Genomic DNA, 19,983 nt, shown 5'->3' on the forward strand with positions numbered 1-19,983 from the left:
GTATCGGCGGCCATGTGAAGCATTCGGTCCTGTTTGCCGGCGTTATTGTGGAGCCTGGCGCAGATGTGGAGGATGCGGTTGTTATGGGCGGCACGGTGATCAAGGCGGGCGCGGTGGTTAAGCACTGCATCATTGCGGAAAATGTGGTTATCGGTGAAAATGCCGAAGTGGGCGCCATGCCTGAGGGTGCGGAAAATGGCGTGGCCACAGTGGGGGCAGGTGTGTATATCGGCGACGGCGCCAAGATAGGCACCAATGCCATGATCGATCATAATGTAAAGGATGGTGAAGTAGAATGGTAAACTCCAATGCAAATGCACTCGGCATCATTTTTCCCAACAGCTATGATTCCCTGGTACCTGAACTGGTTGCGGAGCGTCTGATGGCCTCCATTCCCTTTGCAGGGCGTTACCGGATGGTTGATTTTGTGTTGTCCAGCATGGTCAATGCCGGAATTGACAACATTTCCGTGATTGTCCGCAAGAATTACCATTCTCTTATGGACCATCTGGGTTCCGGGCGTGAATGGGATCTGACACGTAAAAACGGCGGGCTGAACATCGTCCCCCCCTTTGCGGAAAAAACGGTGAAGGTCTACAACGGACGTGTGGAGGCGCTGGCAAGCATTCTGGATTTTCTGAAGGATCAGAAGGAAAAATACGTGATTATGTCCGAGGCTAACTTGGCCGCCAATTTTGATTTCAAGGCCATGCTGAATGCCCATATTGAAAGCGGCGCCGATGTGACCCTGGCCTATGCCCAGGAGGAAATCCCGGAGGGGCTGATCAAACCCTTCGATGTGAATAAGGATCTGTACTATACCCTGGATATCGAGGACGGACGTGTCAGGGAAATCCAGATCAATCCGGAGGAGCCGGGGATTCAGAACCTGTCCCTGAATATTTATATTATTGAAAGGGAGCTGCTGATCAGCCAGATCTCCGCCGCGTTTGTCAGGGGCTATGTGTATTTTGAGCGGGATATCCTGGCGCCCCAGCTGGATAAGCTGAATGTGCGCGGCTATAAGTTCGGCGGTTATATTGCGCGTATCAGCAGTATTAAGAGCTATTTCGATGAAAATATGAAGCTTCTGGATGAGGAAAACCTGGACGCGCTCTTCGGCGGCAACCATATTTACACCAAAATCCGTGACGACAACCCGACCCGCTATATAAAAGGAGCGAAGGCGAAAAATATTATGGCCGCTGACGGCTGCATCATAGAAGGGGAAGTGGAAAACAGCGTTCTCTTCCGTGGCGTCAGGGTAGGAAAGGGCGCAAAGGTAAAGAACTGTGTGCTGATGCAGGATACCGTGATTGAACCGGGAGTGAATGTGGAATACATTATTTCGGATAAGAATGTGACCATCACTGCCGATAAGGAAATCAAGGGAACGGACAGCTTCCCTGTTTATGTGGCGAAGTATCAGGTGGTATGATATCAGGCAGTTATTTGCCGGATATGCAGGCAGGACAGCCTGAATAAACTGAAAAATGAATCCTGCGGCGGTTTTTTCTTAAACAGCCGCAGGACAGGAAAAAATATCCCGGATTTACTGCGGCGGACATTCCTTTACCGGAAAAGGCCCTGCAGCCCGGGGTATTTTTTTATTTACGGAAGGTTTGGCAAAAGGGCGGGATGTCAGGCAGATTTCCGCATGATACAGATTTGATGCATCTTTGATGCAGATTTGATGCCTGTGCGCTGTAATTTATTATTATAATCCTGACTTCGTATATGCCGGATGCGTAGGTATACACGATCTATTTGGTTCCGGCATGTACGAAGTGAGGGTTAGAAACTGTTAAAAGCGCAGCGCGCAGAGGAGAGCACAGATGAAAAATAAAGGAAACTGGCTGGGAATTATTTTTACAATGCTTATTTTGACAACCTGTTCCATGACGGTTCATGCAGCGGGAACAGACGGGGAGGGTGACACTACCCTCGCCCCATATTTTCTTATTGAAGGGACGGAGGCGTCGGCGGACAGCTTTCCGCTGAAGAAAACGGAGGTGGTGACCAATATCAACGGTGTCATTGCGGAAACCTTTGTGACTCAGACCTATACAAACGAGGGAGAGATCCCCATCAATGCAAGCTATGTTTTTCCGGCTTCCACAAGAGTGACCGTCCATGGGATGACGATGCAGATTGGGAATGAGGTAATCACTGCCAAAATCAAAGAAAAGCAGGAAGCAAAGCAGGAATATGAGCAGGCGAAAAGCGAAGGGAAAAGCGCTTCTTTGCTGGAGGAGCAGCGGCCCAATGTATTCACCATGGATGTGGCCAATGTAATGCCGGGGGATACCATACGGATAGAACTGCATTATACGGAGCTGATCGTTCCTTCCGAGGGGACGTATCAGTTTGTTTTTCCAACGGTTGCCGGGCCGCGTTATTCCAGTCCCCATGTACCCAAAACCATGGAAACGGACGGTTGGATAGCCAGTCCTTTTCTAAAGGCAGGGGAAGAACCATCAGAAAGGTACAATATTACCGTCAATCTGTCCGCGGGGGTACCTATTTCGGACCTGACCTGCAGCTCCCATGCCGTGGATGTGGCATGGACCGGTGATTCGGCGGCACAGGTGACGCTTTCCAATCCGGCGGAATTTGCCGGGGACAGGGATTTTATCCTGGATTATAAGCTGACAGGGAATCAGGTGAACTGTGGTCTGACGCTGGGAAAAGGGGAGAAGGAGAACTTTTTCATGCTGATGGTACAGCCGCCGGAACGCTATCAGACAGAGGACATTACGCCCAGGGAATACATTTTCGTACTGGATGTGTCAGGCTCCATGTATGGATATCCCCTGGATACTGCCAAGAAGCTTATCAGGGATCTGGTAACAAACCTGCGGGAAACGGACCGTTTTAACCTGATATTGTTTTCCGGCGCCTCGCTTCAGATGTCGCCGGTGTCGGTTCCGGCAACCGTTGAGAACATCGGGAAGGCGACGGCGCTGATTGATGCCCAGGAAGGCGGCGGCGGGACGGAGCTGGTGCCCGCGCTGGAAAATGCACTGGCTATTCCGGCGGAAAAGGAGGTATCACGCAGCATTGTAGTTATCACAGACGGTTATATTGCGGAGGAAAAAGAAATTTTTGATCTGATAAACAAGAATGCGGGTGCGGCCAGCTTTTTCTCCTTCGGCATAGGCTCTTCCGTGAACCGGTACCTGATAGACGGCATTGCCCAGACCGGAATGGGAGAAGCCTTCGTGGTTACCGATGACCAGAAAGCCGCGGAAACAGCCGAAAAATTCAGAACCTATATCCAATATCCGCTTTTGACGGATATCCAGGTGGATTATGAAGGCTTTGACGTATATGAGGTGGAACCCTCCGTACTGTCTACCCTCTTTGCCCAGCGTCCCATTGTCCTGTTTGGAAAATGGAGGGGAGAGCCTGCCGGGACGATCCGGATTACGGGAAAATCAGGCAGCAGGGATTATGTGCAGGAGATTCGGGTTTCAGACGCGGAGCCGCTGGAAGAAAATAATATAATCCGTTATCTCTGGGCCAGAAAAAAGGTGGAGAGGCTGACGGATTACGGTTTCAGCGAGGATCTGAAAGGAGCGGCAAAAAAAGAAGTAACGCAGATAGGCCTGGATTACAGCATGATAACGCCATATACCTCCTTTATCGCGGTGACGGAAACGATCCGCAATGAAAGCGGTGAAAGCACGGATGTGAAACAACCCATACCACTGCCCCGGCAGGTGTCGGATCTGGCTATAGGAGGCTATACCGTGGGTTCGGAACCGGGCTTCATGCTTCTGCTGGCATTTGCCGCGGCTGCGGCGGAGATAAACGTCTATTCCCGGAACAGGAGAAGAAGGACGGCAGGAAGGGATGATTAACATGGCAGGAAGCAGATGGAAGGCGGTGCTCAAAGAAAACCTGATATTTTATGCCGCAGGCTTTGTGGTGCTTTCATGTCTGAAGTTTTTTTACAGCAGGGCAGGAAGCGATGAACTGAGATGGATTCTGGCTCCCACGGCCCGGTGGGCAGGGAGCCTGGGCGGGATTTCCTTTGCCTATGAAGCGCAGCGGGGCTATGTAAATCATGAACTGCGTTTTATCATTGCTGCCTCCTGTTCCGGAGTCCAGTTTATGCTTGTGAGCATGGCAGCGCTTATTTACGGCTGCATACACCGGATGAAAACAGGAAAGAAAAAGACTATTTGGCTGGCGGGAAGCATGGTATTTTCCTATCTGTTTACTGTTTTTGTCAATGGTATCCGTATTGTGTCAGCCATATATCTGCCGCTTCGGCTGGAGGGTGTTTTGGCCGGAGGCGGGTGGCTGACGGCACAACGTCTTCATACGCTGATTGGGATTGTGGTTTATTTTATGGCGCTGCTGTTGGTTTATCAGGTGGCGGATTTTATGGCGGGGATAGTTGCAGGGGAGGTAAGACGCCAACGCAGACGAATCAAGTGGGCGGTACCGGTATTCTGGTATTTTGCCATCGTACTCGGCATTCCGTTTTTGAACGGAGCCCGGGGAAAAAACAGAGACGGATTTGGGGAATATGCGGCGCTTGTAACAACTGTGATTGTGGGAATAATTCTGCTTCTTTGGTTAGCTTCTCTGGTCAGGAACGGAAGAACAGGATGTGGAAGCGCTGACGCAGGCACCGGCAGAGGAGAAGAGCTGCCATAAATACTTTGTGAGGCGGTAAAAGCAGCGGCGGCAGGGAGAAATTTTACGGAAGTAAAGTTCTTTCCCTGCCGCTGTTTTTTTTGCAGGATTATGCTATATAAAACAGCTTGCGGGCTGAATGATTTTGTGATAAAGTATTTTCACGGCGGTTACCATTTCCCGGTAATCCGTTTTTCCATTTCAAAGGCCGTATGTAAGACGGCATCATGGCGAATCAGCCGGTATGAATTCCAATTTTTACGGAACAGGTCGGACAAAAGAAGGGAGAGATGCCTATGGACTGAGCTTCTGGTGTATTTTTTGCGCTCATTTTTTGGTTTGGCGCTTAAATATGCTTTTGGTGCTTAGATTTATTTATCAACCCTTTAAGGGACTTTAGAATCTCAATTTACACAACAATGAAGGAGGTATCCTATGGGATTACAAACGATAAGAAAAATAGCCTGGCTGGGGATTATGGCAGGCATTCTATGTCTGGCACTGATAACGGCGGGCCTGGGCGGACTTAAAATATCGGCGGAAGAAGCTGATGGCAGTGTATCCGCGTCCATAGTCCATCGACATGATGGCAGTGAGGAGAACGGAGGAAGCTGCTTCCGGGAATTGTTTCATGAGCATTCCGAGGAGAAGGGATGTTACCGTACCGTCAGCTGTACGGTTACCGTACATGGGAACGGCGGCTTCTGGTCGCAGGGGGATGCACACTGCGACTGCCATGGACAGGTACATGAAATCTATCAGAATGTCATTAAAAAACACAGTGCCTGCGGTGCGGCGGATCAATACACACAGATACATTTTACAGAACACCACGGTCCGGGAACGGACGGCTTCAAAGGCTACGACAGCACTACGCATACAGATAAAAAACTGGACTGCAGCCATGAAGGCGAGGTGACAGGTTATGAAATGTCCTGCGGTGAAACGGAGGGAGCGGAGGTCGCAGTATTGACGGTGCATCCGGATACCACGCAGTGGACAAGAGAAGTGAAGCTGCAAGCAGGGTATGAAATAAAAGGCAGCATTGCGGTTGCCTCCGACAGCTTTATCTGGAATGGAGGGGCTCCGTCCGCACAGAATGAATTATCTGTGGAAAGCAACGGAACCTATACCTGCAGGCTGAATGCCGGAAGCAACAACAATTGTGCGGAAGCGGAGGTATCTGTTGCTGTCAATAATATAGACAGAAGGGGGCCGGAGATTACGGAGCTTACCTATGCCGGAGACTGGACCGGCGGCGGTGTGGAGGTAACCGTAAAAGCACAGGACCTCCAGGAAAACGGCAATTCGGGATGCGGAATCGCTGAAGCGGGTTACAGCTATGACGGGGGAACCACCTGGAAGGAGAACATACATACATTTACGGAAAACGGTACTTATCTGATTAAGGTGCGGGATAAACTGGGCAATGAAGGGGAGAAGAGCCTGGTAATTAATACGATAGACAACACGGCGCCTAAAATTCATATTGACTGGGATACCGCGGCTAATGTCAGGGTAAACCGGGTGACAGTCCAGGCCGAGGATCTCCAGCCGGATGGCGGAGCGGGAAGCGGCCTGGCAGAGGAACCGTTTTCCTTTGACGGCGGTAAAACCTGGGGAAAAAGCAGCCAAATCGATATCAGGGAAAACGGTATCGTTACGGTTGCAGTGAGAGACAAAACCGGGAATATAGCAAAGCAGACGATTGATATTCAGAATATCGACACGACCCCGCCGGAATTTACCTTGTCCCTGGAACCGGAGGGCTGGAGCCGTGAATGCATCATAGTTGTGGATGCATCGGATAAAAATAATGCCGGCCTGCCGGGTTCCGGTGCAAAAGAATATTCCTGTGACGGCGGGAAGACCTGGGCGGAGGATAAAAGGTTACAGGTGAAGGAGAACGGTACCTTTCATATAGCAGTGAGGGATGGCTTCGGCAATCAGGCCACAGGGGAAATCCGTGTGGTTAATATTGACAGAACCGGCCCAAGGCTCAGTTTTACCCAGAAACCACAGCTATGGCTGTATGGTAAGGCAAGGATTATTCTGGAAGCGCAGGATTTGCAGCCGGATGGTGCCCCTGGCTGCGGATTGGCCCGAAAGGCCTTTTCAACAGATGGCGAGGAATGGACGGATACCGGAGAATATGAATTCAGCGAACCGGGCACCTATCATTTTTATGTGAGAGACAGACTGGAAAATATTACGGAAGCTTCATTTACCCTGCGGCGTATGCAGATACCGGACGAAGGCGGCGATGGAGGAAATCAGGGAGGCGGCGGGAACAGCAACGGCGGTAATGAAGACGGACCACCGGACGGCGGCCAAACGGATAATAACGATATGGATGATAACGAAACTGTTACTGCGCCTGATGATGGCGGGACAGATAATCCACTATTGGAACCTGACTTATCAGATGAAAAAGGCGCAGGAAAAGAACCTGGAAGAAAAAAGAAACCGGAAATTTCAGATAATAATATGAAGCAGCCGGATCGGAAGCACAAACCGAAGAAAGATAAGCCGGAAATAGAAACGTATACTGTGGAGGAAAGAAACGAAGGAGCAGACGAAAGGGTAGTGTCTGCTCTGGAAGAAACGGAAGAGCCGGCGGAATGTACCTGCCTTACCAGATGCAAAAAGAATAATCCTGACTGCCCGTTATGCAGCATTAACCCTGAAAACTGCCGCGCGGAGCAAGCAGGCTGGATGAGAACACTGAAGGCGGTAATATGCGCAGCAGTAGTTTTACTGCTTCTTGCAATCGTATTACTGTTTTTTGTCAGGCCGGCTCTTCTTTATGAAAAGGGAGAAGATGATAAATATCGCCTGCGTTCGGTAACAAGAATCGGCAGGAAAAATGGCGTATTTACAGTAATGCTTGGAGAACTCCGGGATATGCGCTGCGGGACGGGAGAGTTTATTCTCTTATGCGGAATCGTAGGAGGTATTTATGAAGGAGAGCTGCTTATTATAATGACAGCTGATGGTGAAAAGAGCGAAAAGGCACTGAAAAGAAAAGTTGAGTTTTTTCTTTAGAAAGATATCTGAGTAAAAGTTATAAGATGCTACACTAAGACATTTAATGGGCAGAGGACGTAAACAACTAATCCGCTTGCGTCCTCTTTTACTTTTAATATCCATGATAAAGGTTTGTTAAAAAATGAACAATATATTCATTTCCCAATATTATATATAAGTTTGTTTTATAGCTATAAGGATTGATCTGATTTTTTTACAGGTATCCAAATTTCGTAATGTCTTTTTCTTTTTTCATTTTTAGAATATAAATAATAAACCTCAATCTCATTATCCCGCGTTTGAATATATCCTGAGTCAGGTAACCATGAATCAAAAATCAATTCTCTGAGTTTTGGTAGTTCATCTCCGGCAAAGCCACCGCAATCTGTGGAAAAAACAGCATATGTACCGGAGGCAATTTCGTAAGGGAGAGTATTGGCTGGGACAGCTTCCATTTCATTTTTCGCAATCCAATAAGTTCCGCGCTCCCATATCCCATACCATATTCCCGGAATATCTTTATTGATCTGTTTCATGTAATCATCATATTCGTCTGCCCACATAATATGTTCCTGTTCAAAACGGTCAGCAGCAATTCCGATGAATTGTTTTGGTAAACCACGCAATCTGATGGGGGCTGTTTCCATAATTCTGAAGTTCATTTCTGTTGCTCCTTTTATTAAAATGTGAAATGAAATAGGCGGATATACTCTTAGCTGTTGATGCAGGCTGCGTGCCTGTGTTGGAGTGATGCCATGCTGTTTTGCAAACGCTTTTGCAAATGCATCGGCGCTATTGTAGCCGTACTTCACAGCAACATCGATAATTTTGATATCTGAACTGCGTAATTCATATGCAGCAAGTGTCAATCGTCTTCGACGTATGTACATATTCAGCGTTACACCACTCATATAGCTAAAAAAACGTAAAAAGCTATCTGGCGTTATACAGACAATTCGTGCAAGCTCATCCATATCAATCTCATTACACAGATTTGCTTCAATATAGTTTACTGCATTGTCGAGTTGTTTAAGAATATTCACCATCTCACCTCCAATAATTATTTTATTTGAGTTGTAAATTGATTACCCGACATTTCAGGGGCAGAATATTCTTTAATAGCAGAATTATTTTTAGATCTTGCTTCATTTTAGATGAAGGCACGGTAGTTTTATTAAAGACAGCATATCATGTGTATAGCTGTTTTTCCAATATATTACGTTTAGGCTTATAAAATGGACTTGTTTATACAATTAAATAAGGCTTTAATTAAAACGTAGTTGTTGATTTATTTTCAGAGTATTCACACAGAATATGTATTCTTTCATGTCTTTCTACTTATTTTATAAAAGTAAGAATTTTGTCTTTAAAAATCTTCAACCATCTATATTTCTTCCGATTCTCTTTGATATATCAGTTTATTGTAATTATATATATAAAAATAAGTAACTTACTATTGCATTGTAGAAAAAATGTTAATATAATGGAGGTAATTAATTGGACGTAAAAGTGAACAGAGTTTATAAGGACCGTTTATTCCGGTTGATTTTCAGCAGTAAGGAAGAACTTTTAGCGTTATATAATGCCGTGAGAGGTACACAGTATAAGGATGCCGAGGCATTAGAGATAACGACGTTAGATGATGTTTTGTATATGGGAATGAAAAATGATCTGTCCTTCCTGCTTGACGATGTGCTGAATTTATATGAGCATCAGAGTACCTATTGTCCCAACATGCCGCTCCGGGGAGTTTTCTATTTAGCGGATATATACAGGAAGTATGTGGATGCTTCCGGAGGAGATTTATATGGAAGCAGAAGGCTGATGCTGCCGTTACCTCAATATCTGGTTTTTTATAATGGAACGGCACAGCTGCCTGATCGAATGGTTTTAAAGCTGTCGGAATCTTATTATTTGCCGGAAGGGCTGGCGGCGGAGCCTTCCCTGGAATGCAGTGCGCTGATGCTGAATATTAATCTGGGCCATAATCGGGAGCTGATGGACAATTGCCGGAAATTATGGGAATATGCGGTGTTTGTGGAACGCATCAGGGAACGCCTTGCTGCAGGAGAACAACTGGAGGACGCTGTAAAGCAGGCGGTGGATATCTGTATGAAAGAGGGAGTTCTTGCGGATATTTTGCGGACACAGAGAGCGGAGGTGGAGGAATTAATGTGGGCGGAATTCAATGAAGAACGCTTTATAGCAAAGGAAAAGGAGTACAGCTGGGAGGACGGCAACAAAGCAGGAAAAGTCAAAGGAAGAGCGGAAAGTATTCTTGAAATACTGGAAGAGCTTGGTACAGTTCCGGAGGAACTGCGCAGAAGGCTTCTGGAGGAGACTGATTTGCAACGGTTGAAGAACTGGCTGAAGGAAGCAATTAAAGCCGCTTCAATAGAAGACTTTGCTGAAAATATGGATAAATAGGAAACATACATAACAATAGGGGAAGCCGCTTCTTCATTTCAGCGTATCTGAAGAACAGCTTCCTCTGTTTTTTGACCTGATTTTATGGTATACTTAAAACGTTTTCATGAAAGAAACGGCGTAAGACGGCCGCTTCCAATGCTGACTAAGCCGCGTGTGCTGCGGTGATGCGAAACTTTTGGACAGACAGCCTCTGCGAACTGGCCAGGCCATGAAAATATAAAAGGAACATAACTGTAAAACTTATACAGCCAGTATAAATCATCTAATTCATTCAACAGTCAGGATAAGATATGAAAAAATTAGTTATAGGAATTCTTGCTCATGTAGACGCCGGAAAGACAACCTTATCGGAAAGCATTCTATATCGCAGCGGCCTGCTGAGAAAGCCGGGCCGGGTGGATAACGGAGATGCCTTCCTGGATACTTATGCCCTGGAAAAAGCCAGGGGGATTACCATATTTTCCAAACAGGCAAATTTTAAATGGAAAAGTATGGAGGTATCCCTCCTGGATACGCCGGGACATGTGGACTTTTCTGCGGAGATGGAACGCTCGCTTCAGGTGTTGGATGCCGCTGTGCTGGTAATCAGCGGAGCGGACGGGGTACAGGGACATACGCAGACGCTGTGGCAGCTGCTGAAGCGGTATGGGATCCCTGTTTTTCTTTTCATAAATAAGATGGATCAGCCGGGGACGGACAAAGAGGCGATTCAGAAGGAACTGAAGGACAGGCTGGATGAGGGCTGCGTGGATTTTTCCGGGGAAATGGATGAAGCGTTTTATGAACAGGCGGCCATGTGCGATGAGGCGGCGCTGGAGCAGTTCCTGGAAGAGGATCGGCTGGAGGAAGAACAGCTGATACAGCTGATCCGGGAACGGAAGCTTTTTCCCTGTTTTTATGGTTCTGCGTTGAAGCTGACCGGTGTGGATGAGTTTTTAGACGGATTGGATCGCTATACTGTACAGCCGGTTTATCCGCAGGAATTCGGCGCCAAAATATTTAAAATCGTCAGGGATGACCAGGGAAACCGTCTGACCTATATGAAAATAACCGGCGGAAGCCTGAAGGTAAAAAGTATGCTGACCAATGCAGGGGCGGAGGATAAGCTCCGGCCGGGTCAGGAGGTCTGGGAGGAGAAGGTCAACCAGATCCGTATATACTCCGGAGATAAATATGAGCTGATAAACGAGGCGCAGGCGGGGACGGTCTGTGCCGTGACAGGCCTGGGACATACCCGTCCCGGAGAGGGGCTGGGCGTGGAGCAGGCCTCCGCAGCGCCATTGCTGGAGCCTGTCCTGACTTATCAGGTGAAGCTTCCGGAGGGCTGTGAGGTGCCGGTCATTCTTCCCAGGCTGCGGCAGCTGGAGGAAGAGGAGCCTGCGCTGCACATCGTATGGGATGAGCGGCTGCAGGAAATCCAGGCCCAGGTTATGGGAGAAGTGCAGATTGAAATTTTGAAAAGCCTGATTCAGGATCGATTTGGCGTGGCGGTGGAATTCGGGGCCGGACACATTGTATATAAGGAAACGATTGCGGATCGTGTGGAAGGCGTGGGACACTTTGAACCGCTCCGGCATTACGCCGAGGTCCATCTGCTGCTGGAGCCGGCAGAGCGGGGAAGCGGCCTGCAGTTTGCCTCCGACTGCAGTGAGGATATTCTGGATCGGAACTGGCAGAGGCTTGTGCTCACCCATCTGGAGGAAAAGGAGCACAGAGGCGTGCTGACCGGCGCTCCCATCACGGATATGAAAATCACGCTGCTCACCGGGCGTTCCCATCTGAAGCATACGGAGGGCGGAGATTTCAGGCAGGCAACCTACCGGGCGGTGCGGCAGGGACTGATGCAGGCTCACAGCATCCTTTTGGAGCCCTGGTATGCCTTCCGGCTGGAGGTGCCGGAAAAGCTGGTGGGCCGGGCCATGACGGATATTGAAAAAATGAACGGCAGCTTCAATGCGCCATTTACGGAAGGAGACATGGCCGTATTGACCGGTGTCTGCCCTGTGGTGACGATGCGGGATTACCAGAAGGAGGTAATCGCCTATACGAAGGGCTATGGCAGGCTGTTTTGTTCGTTAAAGGGCTATGAGCCCTGCCACAATGCGCTTGAGGTTATGGAGCAGAGCGGCTATGATCCGGAGAGGGATACGGAAAACCCTACCGGTTCGGTATTCTGTGCCCATGGAGCAGGCTTTGTGGTGCCATGGGACAAGGTGACCGACTACATGCATTTGGAATGCAGGAGGTTTGATGATCTGCTGCCGGGACAGGAGGGCGCTGACGGAAGTGATGGAGTGTTTGGCACAGATAGCCCCGGCGGAGAGAGAAGCGGGGACGGCAATGGGAATGCGGAAGGAAATCCCGGAGGAATAAAAAGGGCCGATGCCGGAAAAAAGGGAAATGCGGCGGCCGGGGAGTGGATTGATGTGGAAGAAATTGACGAGATTCTGTCCCGTACCTTCCATGCCAATAAAAGAAATAAGGAGCTTCCAAGGAAGGACGGCTGGAACCGTTTTGGACATAAAACAGCCGTACCGTCCAGGGAAACCGTATATACGGGAAGCAGAAAAGACGGGGCGCCCAGGGAAAAGTATCTTCTGGTGGACGGCTATAATATTATTTTTGCCTGGGAGGAGTTAAAAAGCCTGGCGGAGGCGAATATTGACGGGGCGAGAGGCCGCTTGCAGGATATTCTGTGCAATTACCAGGGCATGGTGCATTCACAGGTTATCGTGGTATTTGACGCCTACCGTGTGCAGGGGCACACAACAGAAGTGCTTGACTATCATAATATTCATGTGGTATATACCAGAGAGGCGGAAACCGCGGATCAGTATATTGAAAAGTTTACCCATGAAAATGGGAAAAAATATGATATTACAGTGGCTACCTCGGACGGCCTGGAACAGATTATAATCCGCGGCCAGGGCTGCCGGCTGCTTTCTGCAAGGGATTTGCAGGAAGACATTGAACTTGCCGCGGCCAGGCTCCGGGGAGAATATCTGGAACAGCAGAAAACAGAAAAAAGCTACCTGTTGGATTCCATGTCCGAGGAGGTACGCAGGCAAATTTCTGCTTGCCAACAGATGGAAACAATACAAGAGGATGAGTAAATTTGAAATTTATATATGAGATTCCTGGCTCCTTCTGGGGCCTTTTCCGGTCCGTAAACCGGGATATCTATATGGAAGCGCTCCTTACCATAGATGATGAATATCAGTACAACAACTTCTTTTTAAGCAGGGAAGCATGTGTGCAGATTCTGGCGGATATGTGCGCCCGGCGGAGGTTCCAGCTGGAAAAGGAAGAAACGGAAACAGAAGAGGAGGCGCTGGAAGCGGTTCCAAAGCGTATCCTGAACTGGCTGCTGCGGGCAAAATGGCTGCGGAAAATAGAAGATTATACCACGATGACCACCAACATAGTCATTCCCGACTATGCGGCGGTTTTTATCGCTGCCTTTGAACAGCTGGTGAACCAGCCGATGGAGGATACGGATATTTATATCCAGAACGTATATGCCACTCTTTTTTCCTTCAAAAATGACTCCAGGATGAATATTGCCATGCTAAAGACCGCCCTGGTCAATACCAGGAAGCTGAATAAGGCGCTTCAGGATATGCTCCATAATATGGATAAATTCTTTGACCGCCTGCTGGCAAAACAGTCCTATGGGGAGCTTCTGGAGGAGCATCTGGAGGGCTACGTGGAAGAGGTGGTAAAGAGAAAATACCACATCCTGAAAACAAGCGATAATTTTTACATCTATAAAATGGATATCAAACGCTGCCTGAAGGAAATGCGTGAGGATGATGTATGGATAGAGCGGATCAGGGCAAAGCAGAGCGCGTCTCAGGACAAAAAGGAAAAGGAGCCGGAAGGCTTTTTTAAGAAGCGGCAGGATGACGATGTGCTGGATCTGATTGACCAGATCGAGAGGGGCTTCGAATCTATTGAACACAGGATAACCAATATGGATCGGGAGCACAGCAAGTACATCCGCGCTACGGTAAGCCGCCTGAATTATCTTTTAAGCGATGAAAGCGACCGTCATGGCCTGGTGATCCAGCTGCTGAACAAGCTGGGAGAGCAGGAGGAGGACGGAGCGCAGCTTGCGCGGATTAACAGGGTGGCGGAGAAGATGAATCTTTCCGCCTGGGAGGTACTGAATGATAATCCCCTGTACAGGCGGAGGCGTCGGAAGAATTTTGCCGGAGATCTGCTGCCGGAGGAAGAAAACAGGGAGCTTTCCAAAGAAGAGGTACTGCAGCTGAACAAGATCCATCACCGGTTTACCAAACAGCAGATTGAAAGCTTTATTGAAGAGCATATGAAGGACGGCGTGATGGAGACAGGGACGATGGCCCTTGAGAGTGAAGAGGATTTTGAAAAGCTGATCCTTGCCTATGACATCTGCATGCGTAAAAACAGCCGTTTTGAGGTGCTCACCTCGGGAGAACAGGTGGAAGGCGAACGCTTTGCCTACCCCGCAATGATATTCGTTAAGAGAAAAGGGGAAAAAGAGGATGCTGGAAATATATGAACAGCTGACGCAGGAGGAACAGGAAAAGCTGCAGGATGTCATCAGGCAGCTGTACCGTCAGACCTTCCTGCTGGAAAGAAAATATGATAAAAAAGCAGGCCGGCTGATTGCCAATAAGGATTTTTATTTCTGCGACAAGCATATGGAGTTTTTGACGGCATATTTTGCGGTGGCGGGCGTACGGCTGAACCAGAATACGGAGCTGGGAACTATCTGGCTGCAGGGGGAGGCTACCATGGGCGAACGGCTGCCCAAGCTTGCAACCATCTATCTGCTTTTGCTGAAGCTGATTTATGATGAACAGATGGCGGCGGTATCCTCCAGCGTGAACATTGTCACCACCTTTGGGGAGCTGAACGGGAAAGTGGGAGAGTTCCGGCTGGCAAAAAGCCTGTCCTCCCTTACAGAGATAAAAAGGGCGCTGGCGCTGCTGAAAAAATACCAGATGATAGAACTGATTGACGTGCTGGAGGAGCTGAACGAACACACCCGCATTATTATCTATCCCTGCATCAACCTGGTGCTGATGCGGGAGGATATTCTGAAGCTGCTTAATAGCTTCAGTGAGGAAGAAGCCGTCCCGGATGCAAATGAGGAAGAAGAAGGAGAAATGCCAGATGGAGATACAGCAGACACAGACAATGCTGCCGGAGAGTTCACAGATCCGGACGCCGGATACACAGACAGCGGTGATGCAGATGCCGGATACACAGACGCCGGATACACAGATGCCGAGTACACAGACACAGCAGCTGACTGAGGCCGGCCGCCAGTCCTTCAAGGCGATTACCAGAATCGCGCTGAACAACTGGCATTACATTGATCATAAAATACTGACGCTGAACAAAAGCATCAACTTTTTTACCGGCCATTCCGGAAGCGGCAAATCCACGGTCATTGACGCCATGCAGATCGTCCTGTATGCGAATACCGACGGCCGGGGTTTTTTTAACAAAGCGGCAGCGGACGATTCGGATCGAAGCCTGCTGGAATACCTGCGCGGCATGATCAATATCGGGGAAAACAACCAGGCTGAATACAAAAGAAACCACAATTTTTCCACCACCATCGTCCTGGAGCTGGAGCAGACCGGGAGCGGTGAAAAGGAATGTGTGGGCGTTATTTTCGATGTGGAAACGGCAACCAATGAAATCGGCAGGCTGTTTTTCTGGCATCGGGGAGGCCTGCTGGAAAACAGCTACCGGACGCAGGAGCGGGCTATGGCCATCGGGGAACTAAAGAGTTACCTGCAGCACAATTTTGCCAGGGACGACTGGTTCTATACCTCCAATAATGAACGGTTCCGCAGGAATCTGTACGATGTTTACCTGGGCGGGCTGGATATGGAGAAATTCCCCCGGCTGTTCAAGCGCGCCATTCCCTTCCGCATGAATATCAAGCTGGAGGATTTCGTAAAAGAGTATATCTGCATGGAGCAGGACATTCATATAGAAGATATGCAGGAGAGCGTCGTCCTTTACGGCCGTATGCGCCGAAAAATTGAGGACGCCATGCAGGAAATCAACGAGCTGACAGGAATCAAAAATCAGTTCGACCGTTTTGTGGAGGGAAAAAGAAATACCGAAAGCTGCCGTTATCGTCTGGATAAGCTGACAATTCTCCAGCTGACAGAGCTGATCGGGGAGCTTGGGCTGCGGGTGGAGGTAGGGAAAAAGGATCTTCTGGCCCAGAAGGAAGCCCTGGACGCACAGCTTGCACTGAAGGAGGAATATGGGGCCGCCTACGATGAGATCAACCGCCAGATCATAGGCAGCGGGTATGCCGAGCTGGAAGCCAAGCAGAAGAGCCTGGAGGAGAACCTTGCTCTGCTTGAGCGAAGTGAACGCAGGTGGGCCGCGCTTTCTGAAAAAATCGGCAGCTGGGAGGAGGAAGAGAACATTTCCAACCAGACAATCTGGGATATTGATAAATTCCGGAAAGGAACCATCTCCGGCGAGGAGCTGGGCCGTCTGAAAAAGAGCCTGCAGGAGGTGCGGACCGACCTGGAGAAACAGCACCAGGAGGCGGCAGCCGAGTGTAAGAGCCTGCAGAAGGAAGCGGATCTGATTCAAAAGGACCTCATGGAAATCATGCTGGGACGGAAAACCTACCCCAAGGAGCTGGAGGAGGCCAGAAGAGAAATCCAAAAGGGCCTTTACGAGCAGTTTGGCAAAAACATACCCGTCCGTATCCTGGCAGATCTTCTGGATATCCGGGATGAAAAATGGAGAAACGCCATCGAAGGCTATCTGGCCTGGAACAAGCTTGCCCTGATTGTGGAGCCGAAATATGTGAAGGCGGCCATGGAGATTTACGAACAGCTGGATGCCAAAAAATTCTGGCGGGTTTCCCTTGTGGATACGGAAAAGCTCATCGCCCAGGAATATCCTGTCCGGGAAAACGCGCTGGCAGAGGAAATCGAATGTAAAGAGCCTTATGTGAAGTCCTTCATTCAATTTTTACTGGGAAATGTAATCAAATGCGAGGATGTTGCAAAACTGCGCCAGTGTAAAATCGGCGTGACCGCAGACTGCCTGCTGTACCAGAACTTCCAGCTGCGCCGCCTGAATCCGGAGAACTATACCAGGCGCGCCTTTATCGGTGAAAAAAGTATGCGTAAGCGCCAGAAGGAGCTGCAGGAGCGTCTGGAGGAGCTGAACCGCAGCCGGGAAGAATATGAAGCCATGGCAGCGGCCGCAAAGCGCCTGCTGGATTTTGAATATCTGCAGGAACCTTCCGAAAACTATCTGGAGCTGTTCCAGGATATGGAGGAGAAAAGGAAAAAAGAAGCCCAGCTGCGAAAGCTGGAAAAAAGGATGGAAGAACTCGGTGCGGGAAGCGTGGATATCCTCCGTCAGCAGCGTAAGGAAATCATGGAAAAGCAAAAGGTCCTGGACGGTCATATCGACAGCCTGAAGCTGCAAATCCATGACCGGGAGAAAAAAATAGAAGCGGACAACGCCGCCTACATCGAGAAAAACGAGGAGCTTCTTGACAGACAGAGACAGCTGATTGGCGCCCCTGCCTGGGAGGAGGATTTTGACGCCTGGTTTTCCCAGGTGAAGAATCCCAGATACGATGCGCTGATCCGCCAGACACTTTCCGCAATCACCGAATCGGAGGAACGCCTGGAGGCGGAGAAAAACCGCCTGGTTGACGTCCGCTCCGAGTACTTAAGACGCCACCCCAACCGGGATTTCTCCGCCAGCGCGGAAAATAACGGGGAATATCAGCAGCTGCTGGATGAGCTGGCCTGCGACCGGATCCGGGATTACGAAGAAAAGGCGATGGAGCAGGCCAGGGTGGCCGTGGAGCATTTTAAGGAAGACTTCATTTACAAAATCCGAAGCGCCATCAAGGAAGCCTATATCCGCCGTGACGAGCTGAACCGCATTATCCGCAAGCTGAACTTCGGGAAGGACCGCTATCAGTTCAGGATAAGCAAAAACAAGGGGCTGGATGGGGAATATTACGATATGTTCATGGATGAATCCCTGGAAATCGATCCGGCCACCCTGTCAGGATCCGTGGAGCATCAGATAAACATGTTTTCCATGGATCATGAGAGCAGGTACGGCACATTGATGAACGACCTGATCCATATTTTCATCCCTCCGGAAAATGCCAGCGCCAGGGAGCAGGAGGAAGCCAAAAAGAATATGGAAAAATATGCGGACTACCGCACCTATCTTTCCTTTGAAATGGAACAGATTGTGGAAGGCGAGGAACGTCTTGTCATAGGCTTAAGCAAAATGATCAAGAAAAACTCCGGCGGGGAGGGGCAGAACCCGCTGTATGTGGCCCTTTTAGCCAGCTTTGCCCAGGCCTACCACATCAATCTGTCGCCCAAGCTGTCCCGCCGTCCCACCATCCGCCTGGTGGTGCTGGATGAGGCTTTTTCCAAAATGGACGCCGAGAAGGTGGCCAGCTGTATCGAACTGATAAGGGGGCTGGGCTTCCAGGCTATTATCAGCGCCACAAATGACAAGATCCAGAACTATCTGGAGAACGTGGATAAGACCTTTGTTTATGCCAATCCCAATAAAAGAAGTATTTCCATACAGGAATTTGAAAAGAAGGACTTTTCCCAGCTTATAAAGGAAGAATAAGTTGTGTGCGCCATGCGGCCCCTGAGTCCGCCACCTTCCCTGTCCCCGCCGGCTTCTGTCCGGGCCGGGCGCCGTTCTGTGCGGTCAGACGCAAAAACAGGAGGAGCTGATAGGCAGCAGGGAATGGAAACCCTGGCTGCTGGACAGCCTGGAGGAACTGAGGAAGCCGCTGGAAGCTGGAAAGATACCCAGAGTGTATGAGAAAAAAGAGTATTATTTGAAGGCTCTTGCCGGGCTGAACCAGTTAAATGAACCGATTTACAAAAGGGTGTTCAGTAAGCATTTCCTGGGAAAATCGAAGGTATTTGAGAATGAAATTCAGGGAGTTGTAATCAGCGCTGCCAGGAGGTTCCATCCTGATGTGGATTCTGATCCGGAGGTAATGAGCGCCGAAGAGGTTCTGAGTCAGATTTTTGTGGAAACCTATAGTCAGGAATTGTGGATAAAGGGACCGCTCAGGCTTCAGGTATGTGGAAAAGTTTCCGGTTTTTCGGAGTTTCCGTTTGGCGTCGGGCTGAATGCGGATATGCTGAAAAATGCGGAGATTTGCCAGGAACAGGATATATGTAAGGTAGTTACCGTGGAGAATAAGGCAAATTTTATGAAGATGCCTTATGAAGAAGGCGCCCTGTTGGTTTATACCCATGGATTTTTTTCCCCGAAGGAACGATTTTTTCTAAAGAAGCTGGAGACGGTTCTTAAAAAGAAACGTGTGGAATATTTTCATACGGGCGATCTTGATTATGGAGGAATCCGGATTTTCCAGCATATTCAGAAAAATATATTTCCAAAGCTTCAGCCGTTGTGGATGGATGAAGAAACTTTTTTGAAGTATGCGGAGGAAGCAGCGGCGGTAGAGGAAGCTTACCTGGATAAGCTTCGTAAATTGAGTGTGCCGGAAACTCTGGAAGGACTGAAAAAATGTATTCTGGAAACCGGTAAGGTGATTGAACAGGAATGTATGCTATGGAAGGAGTAAGCCTGCCCTTGTAAGAGGGACTCAGGCAGGATCCGGGATAAATACCTGCAGGGGATCATGCAGGCAGGGAAGCAGTGAAACTTTCAGATATTATAGTAAGAAAAAAATGTCCTGCAGCCGGCGGGGGTATTCTGAAAATACTCCCGCATGCTGCGGGGCAGTTGTATTATAGGGGAGTTTTTTCCGGATTCTGTGAGGTGTAAGATCATACAAGACAGCCCTTCCGGCGTATGGTAAAGTGGATATAC

Annotated in this window: 12 protein-coding genes; 11 read left to right on the plus strand and 1 reads right to left on the minus strand. The window is 48.9% G+C overall.

The annotated features are described in order from the left end of the window. The 5 genes from HMPREF1548_RS30645 to HMPREF1548_RS20065 form a co-directional block, all read left to right on the plus strand. The coding region (locus HMPREF1548_RS30645; RefSeq protein ID WP_021638338.1) for a GlgC family sugar phosphate nucleotidyltransferase at positions 1 to 302 on the plus strand (302 nt) is incomplete at its 5' end. Continuing rightward, positions 296 to 1,438 (plus strand): glucose-1-phosphate adenylyltransferase subunit GlgD, encoded by a 1,143-nt coding sequence (gene glgD, locus HMPREF1548_RS20045; protein WP_021638339.1) that lies wholly within the window; start codon positions 296 to 298, stop codon positions 1,436 to 1,438. The genes HMPREF1548_RS30645 and glgD, both read left to right, overlap by 7 nt. 397 nt (positions 1,439 to 1,835) lie before the next feature. Next, positions 1,836 to 3,863 (plus strand): VIT domain-containing protein, encoded by a 2,028-nt coding sequence (locus HMPREF1548_RS20050; RefSeq protein WP_021638341.1) that lies wholly within the window; start codon positions 1,836 to 1,838, stop codon positions 3,861 to 3,863. Further along, complete coding sequence (xrtK, locus tag HMPREF1548_RS20055; RefSeq protein ID WP_021638342.1) at positions 3,856 to 4,668, plus strand: exosortase K; 813 nt, start codon at positions 3,856 to 3,858, stop codon at positions 4,666 to 4,668. The genes HMPREF1548_RS20050 and xrtK overlap by 8 nt, the downstream gene beginning before the upstream one ends. A gap of 414 nt (positions 4,669 to 5,082) precedes the next feature. Next, complete coding sequence (locus HMPREF1548_RS20065; protein WP_021638344.1) at positions 5,083 to 7,692, plus strand: hypothetical protein; 2,610 nt, start codon at positions 5,083 to 5,085, stop codon at positions 7,690 to 7,692. Between the two features lie 173 nt (positions 7,693 to 7,865). On the opposite strand, the gene HMPREF1548_RS20070 is transcribed toward HMPREF1548_RS20065, so the two are convergent. Beyond that, entirely contained in the window at positions 7,866 to 8,720 is an 855-nt protein-coding gene (locus HMPREF1548_RS20070; RefSeq protein WP_021638345.1) for an AraC family transcriptional regulator, read from the minus strand. Between the two features lie 451 nt (positions 8,721 to 9,171). Here HMPREF1548_RS20070 and HMPREF1548_RS20075 point away from each other — a divergent pair, with 451 nt between their 5' ends. From HMPREF1548_RS20075 to HMPREF1548_RS20105, 6 genes are all read left to right on the plus strand, one after another. Beyond that, positions 9,172 to 10,101: a hypothetical protein gene (locus HMPREF1548_RS20075; RefSeq protein ID WP_021638347.1), complete on the plus strand. Its 930-nt coding sequence runs from the start codon at positions 9,172 to 9,174 to the stop codon at positions 10,099 to 10,101. A 293-nt stretch (positions 10,102 to 10,394) separates the two neighbouring features. Then, the gene (locus tag HMPREF1548_RS20080; protein ID WP_021638349.1) at positions 10,395 to 13,217 is read left to right on the plus strand and encodes a translation factor GTPase family protein; all 2,823 of its coding nucleotides are present in this window, start codon (positions 10,395 to 10,397) and stop codon (positions 13,215 to 13,217) included. Between the two features lie 2 nt (positions 13,218 to 13,219). Next, the gene (locus HMPREF1548_RS20085) at positions 13,220 to 14,647 is read left to right on the plus strand and encodes a Wadjet anti-phage system protein JetA family protein (protein ID WP_035323019.1); all 1,428 of its coding nucleotides are present in this window, start codon (positions 13,220 to 13,222) and stop codon (positions 14,645 to 14,647) included. Then, entirely contained in the window at positions 14,631 to 15,407 is a 777-nt protein-coding gene (locus HMPREF1548_RS20090) for a DUF4194 domain-containing protein (RefSeq protein ID WP_021638351.1), read from the plus strand. Before HMPREF1548_RS20085 ends, HMPREF1548_RS20090 begins: the two co-directional genes overlap by 17 nt. After that, complete coding sequence (locus HMPREF1548_RS20095; protein ID WP_021638352.1) at positions 15,376 to 18,756, plus strand: ATP-binding protein; 3,381 nt, start codon at positions 15,376 to 15,378, stop codon at positions 18,754 to 18,756. The genes HMPREF1548_RS20090 and HMPREF1548_RS20095 overlap by 32 nt, the downstream gene beginning before the upstream one ends. Before the next feature lie 193 nt (positions 18,757 to 18,949). After that, a complete protein-coding gene (locus tag HMPREF1548_RS20105) occupies positions 18,950 to 19,735 on the plus strand; it encodes a Wadjet anti-phage system protein JetD domain-containing protein (RefSeq protein WP_021638353.1) in 786 nt (261 codons plus the stop codon). Positions 19,736 to 19,983: the final 248 nt, after the last annotated feature.

The sequence above is a fragment of the Clostridium sp. KLE 1755 genome (assembly GCF_000466465.2).
Classification (GTDB): Bacteria; Bacillota; Clostridia; order Lachnospirales; family Lachnospiraceae; genus Eisenbergiella; species Eisenbergiella porci.

Coding starts and splice junctions, on each gene's coding strand:
- HMPREF1548_RS20095 (WP_021638352.1), top strand. CDS start 15,376: ATGCCGAGTACACAGACACAGCAGCTGACTGAGGCCGGCCGCCAGTCC.
- xrtK (WP_021638342.1), top strand. CDS start 3,856: ATGATTAACATGGCAGGAAGCAGATGGAAGGCGGTGCTCAAAGAAAAC.
- HMPREF1548_RS20090 (WP_021638351.1), top strand. CDS start 14,631: ATGCTGGAAATATATGAACAGCTGACGCAGGAGGAACAGGAAAAGCTG.
- glgD (WP_021638339.1), top strand. CDS start 296: ATGGTAAACTCCAATGCAAATGCACTCGGCATCATTTTTCCCAACAGC.
- HMPREF1548_RS20070 (WP_021638345.1), bottom strand. CDS start 8,720: ATGGTGAATATTCTTAAACAACTCGACAATGCAGTAAACTATATTGAA.
- HMPREF1548_RS20080 (WP_021638349.1), top strand. CDS start 10,395: ATGAAAAAATTAGTTATAGGAATTCTTGCTCATGTAGACGCCGGAAAG.
- HMPREF1548_RS20050 (WP_021638341.1), top strand. CDS start 1,836: ATGAAAAATAAAGGAAACTGGCTGGGAATTATTTTTACAATGCTTATT.
- HMPREF1548_RS20065 (WP_021638344.1), top strand. CDS start 5,083: ATGGGATTACAAACGATAAGAAAAATAGCCTGGCTGGGGATTATGGCA.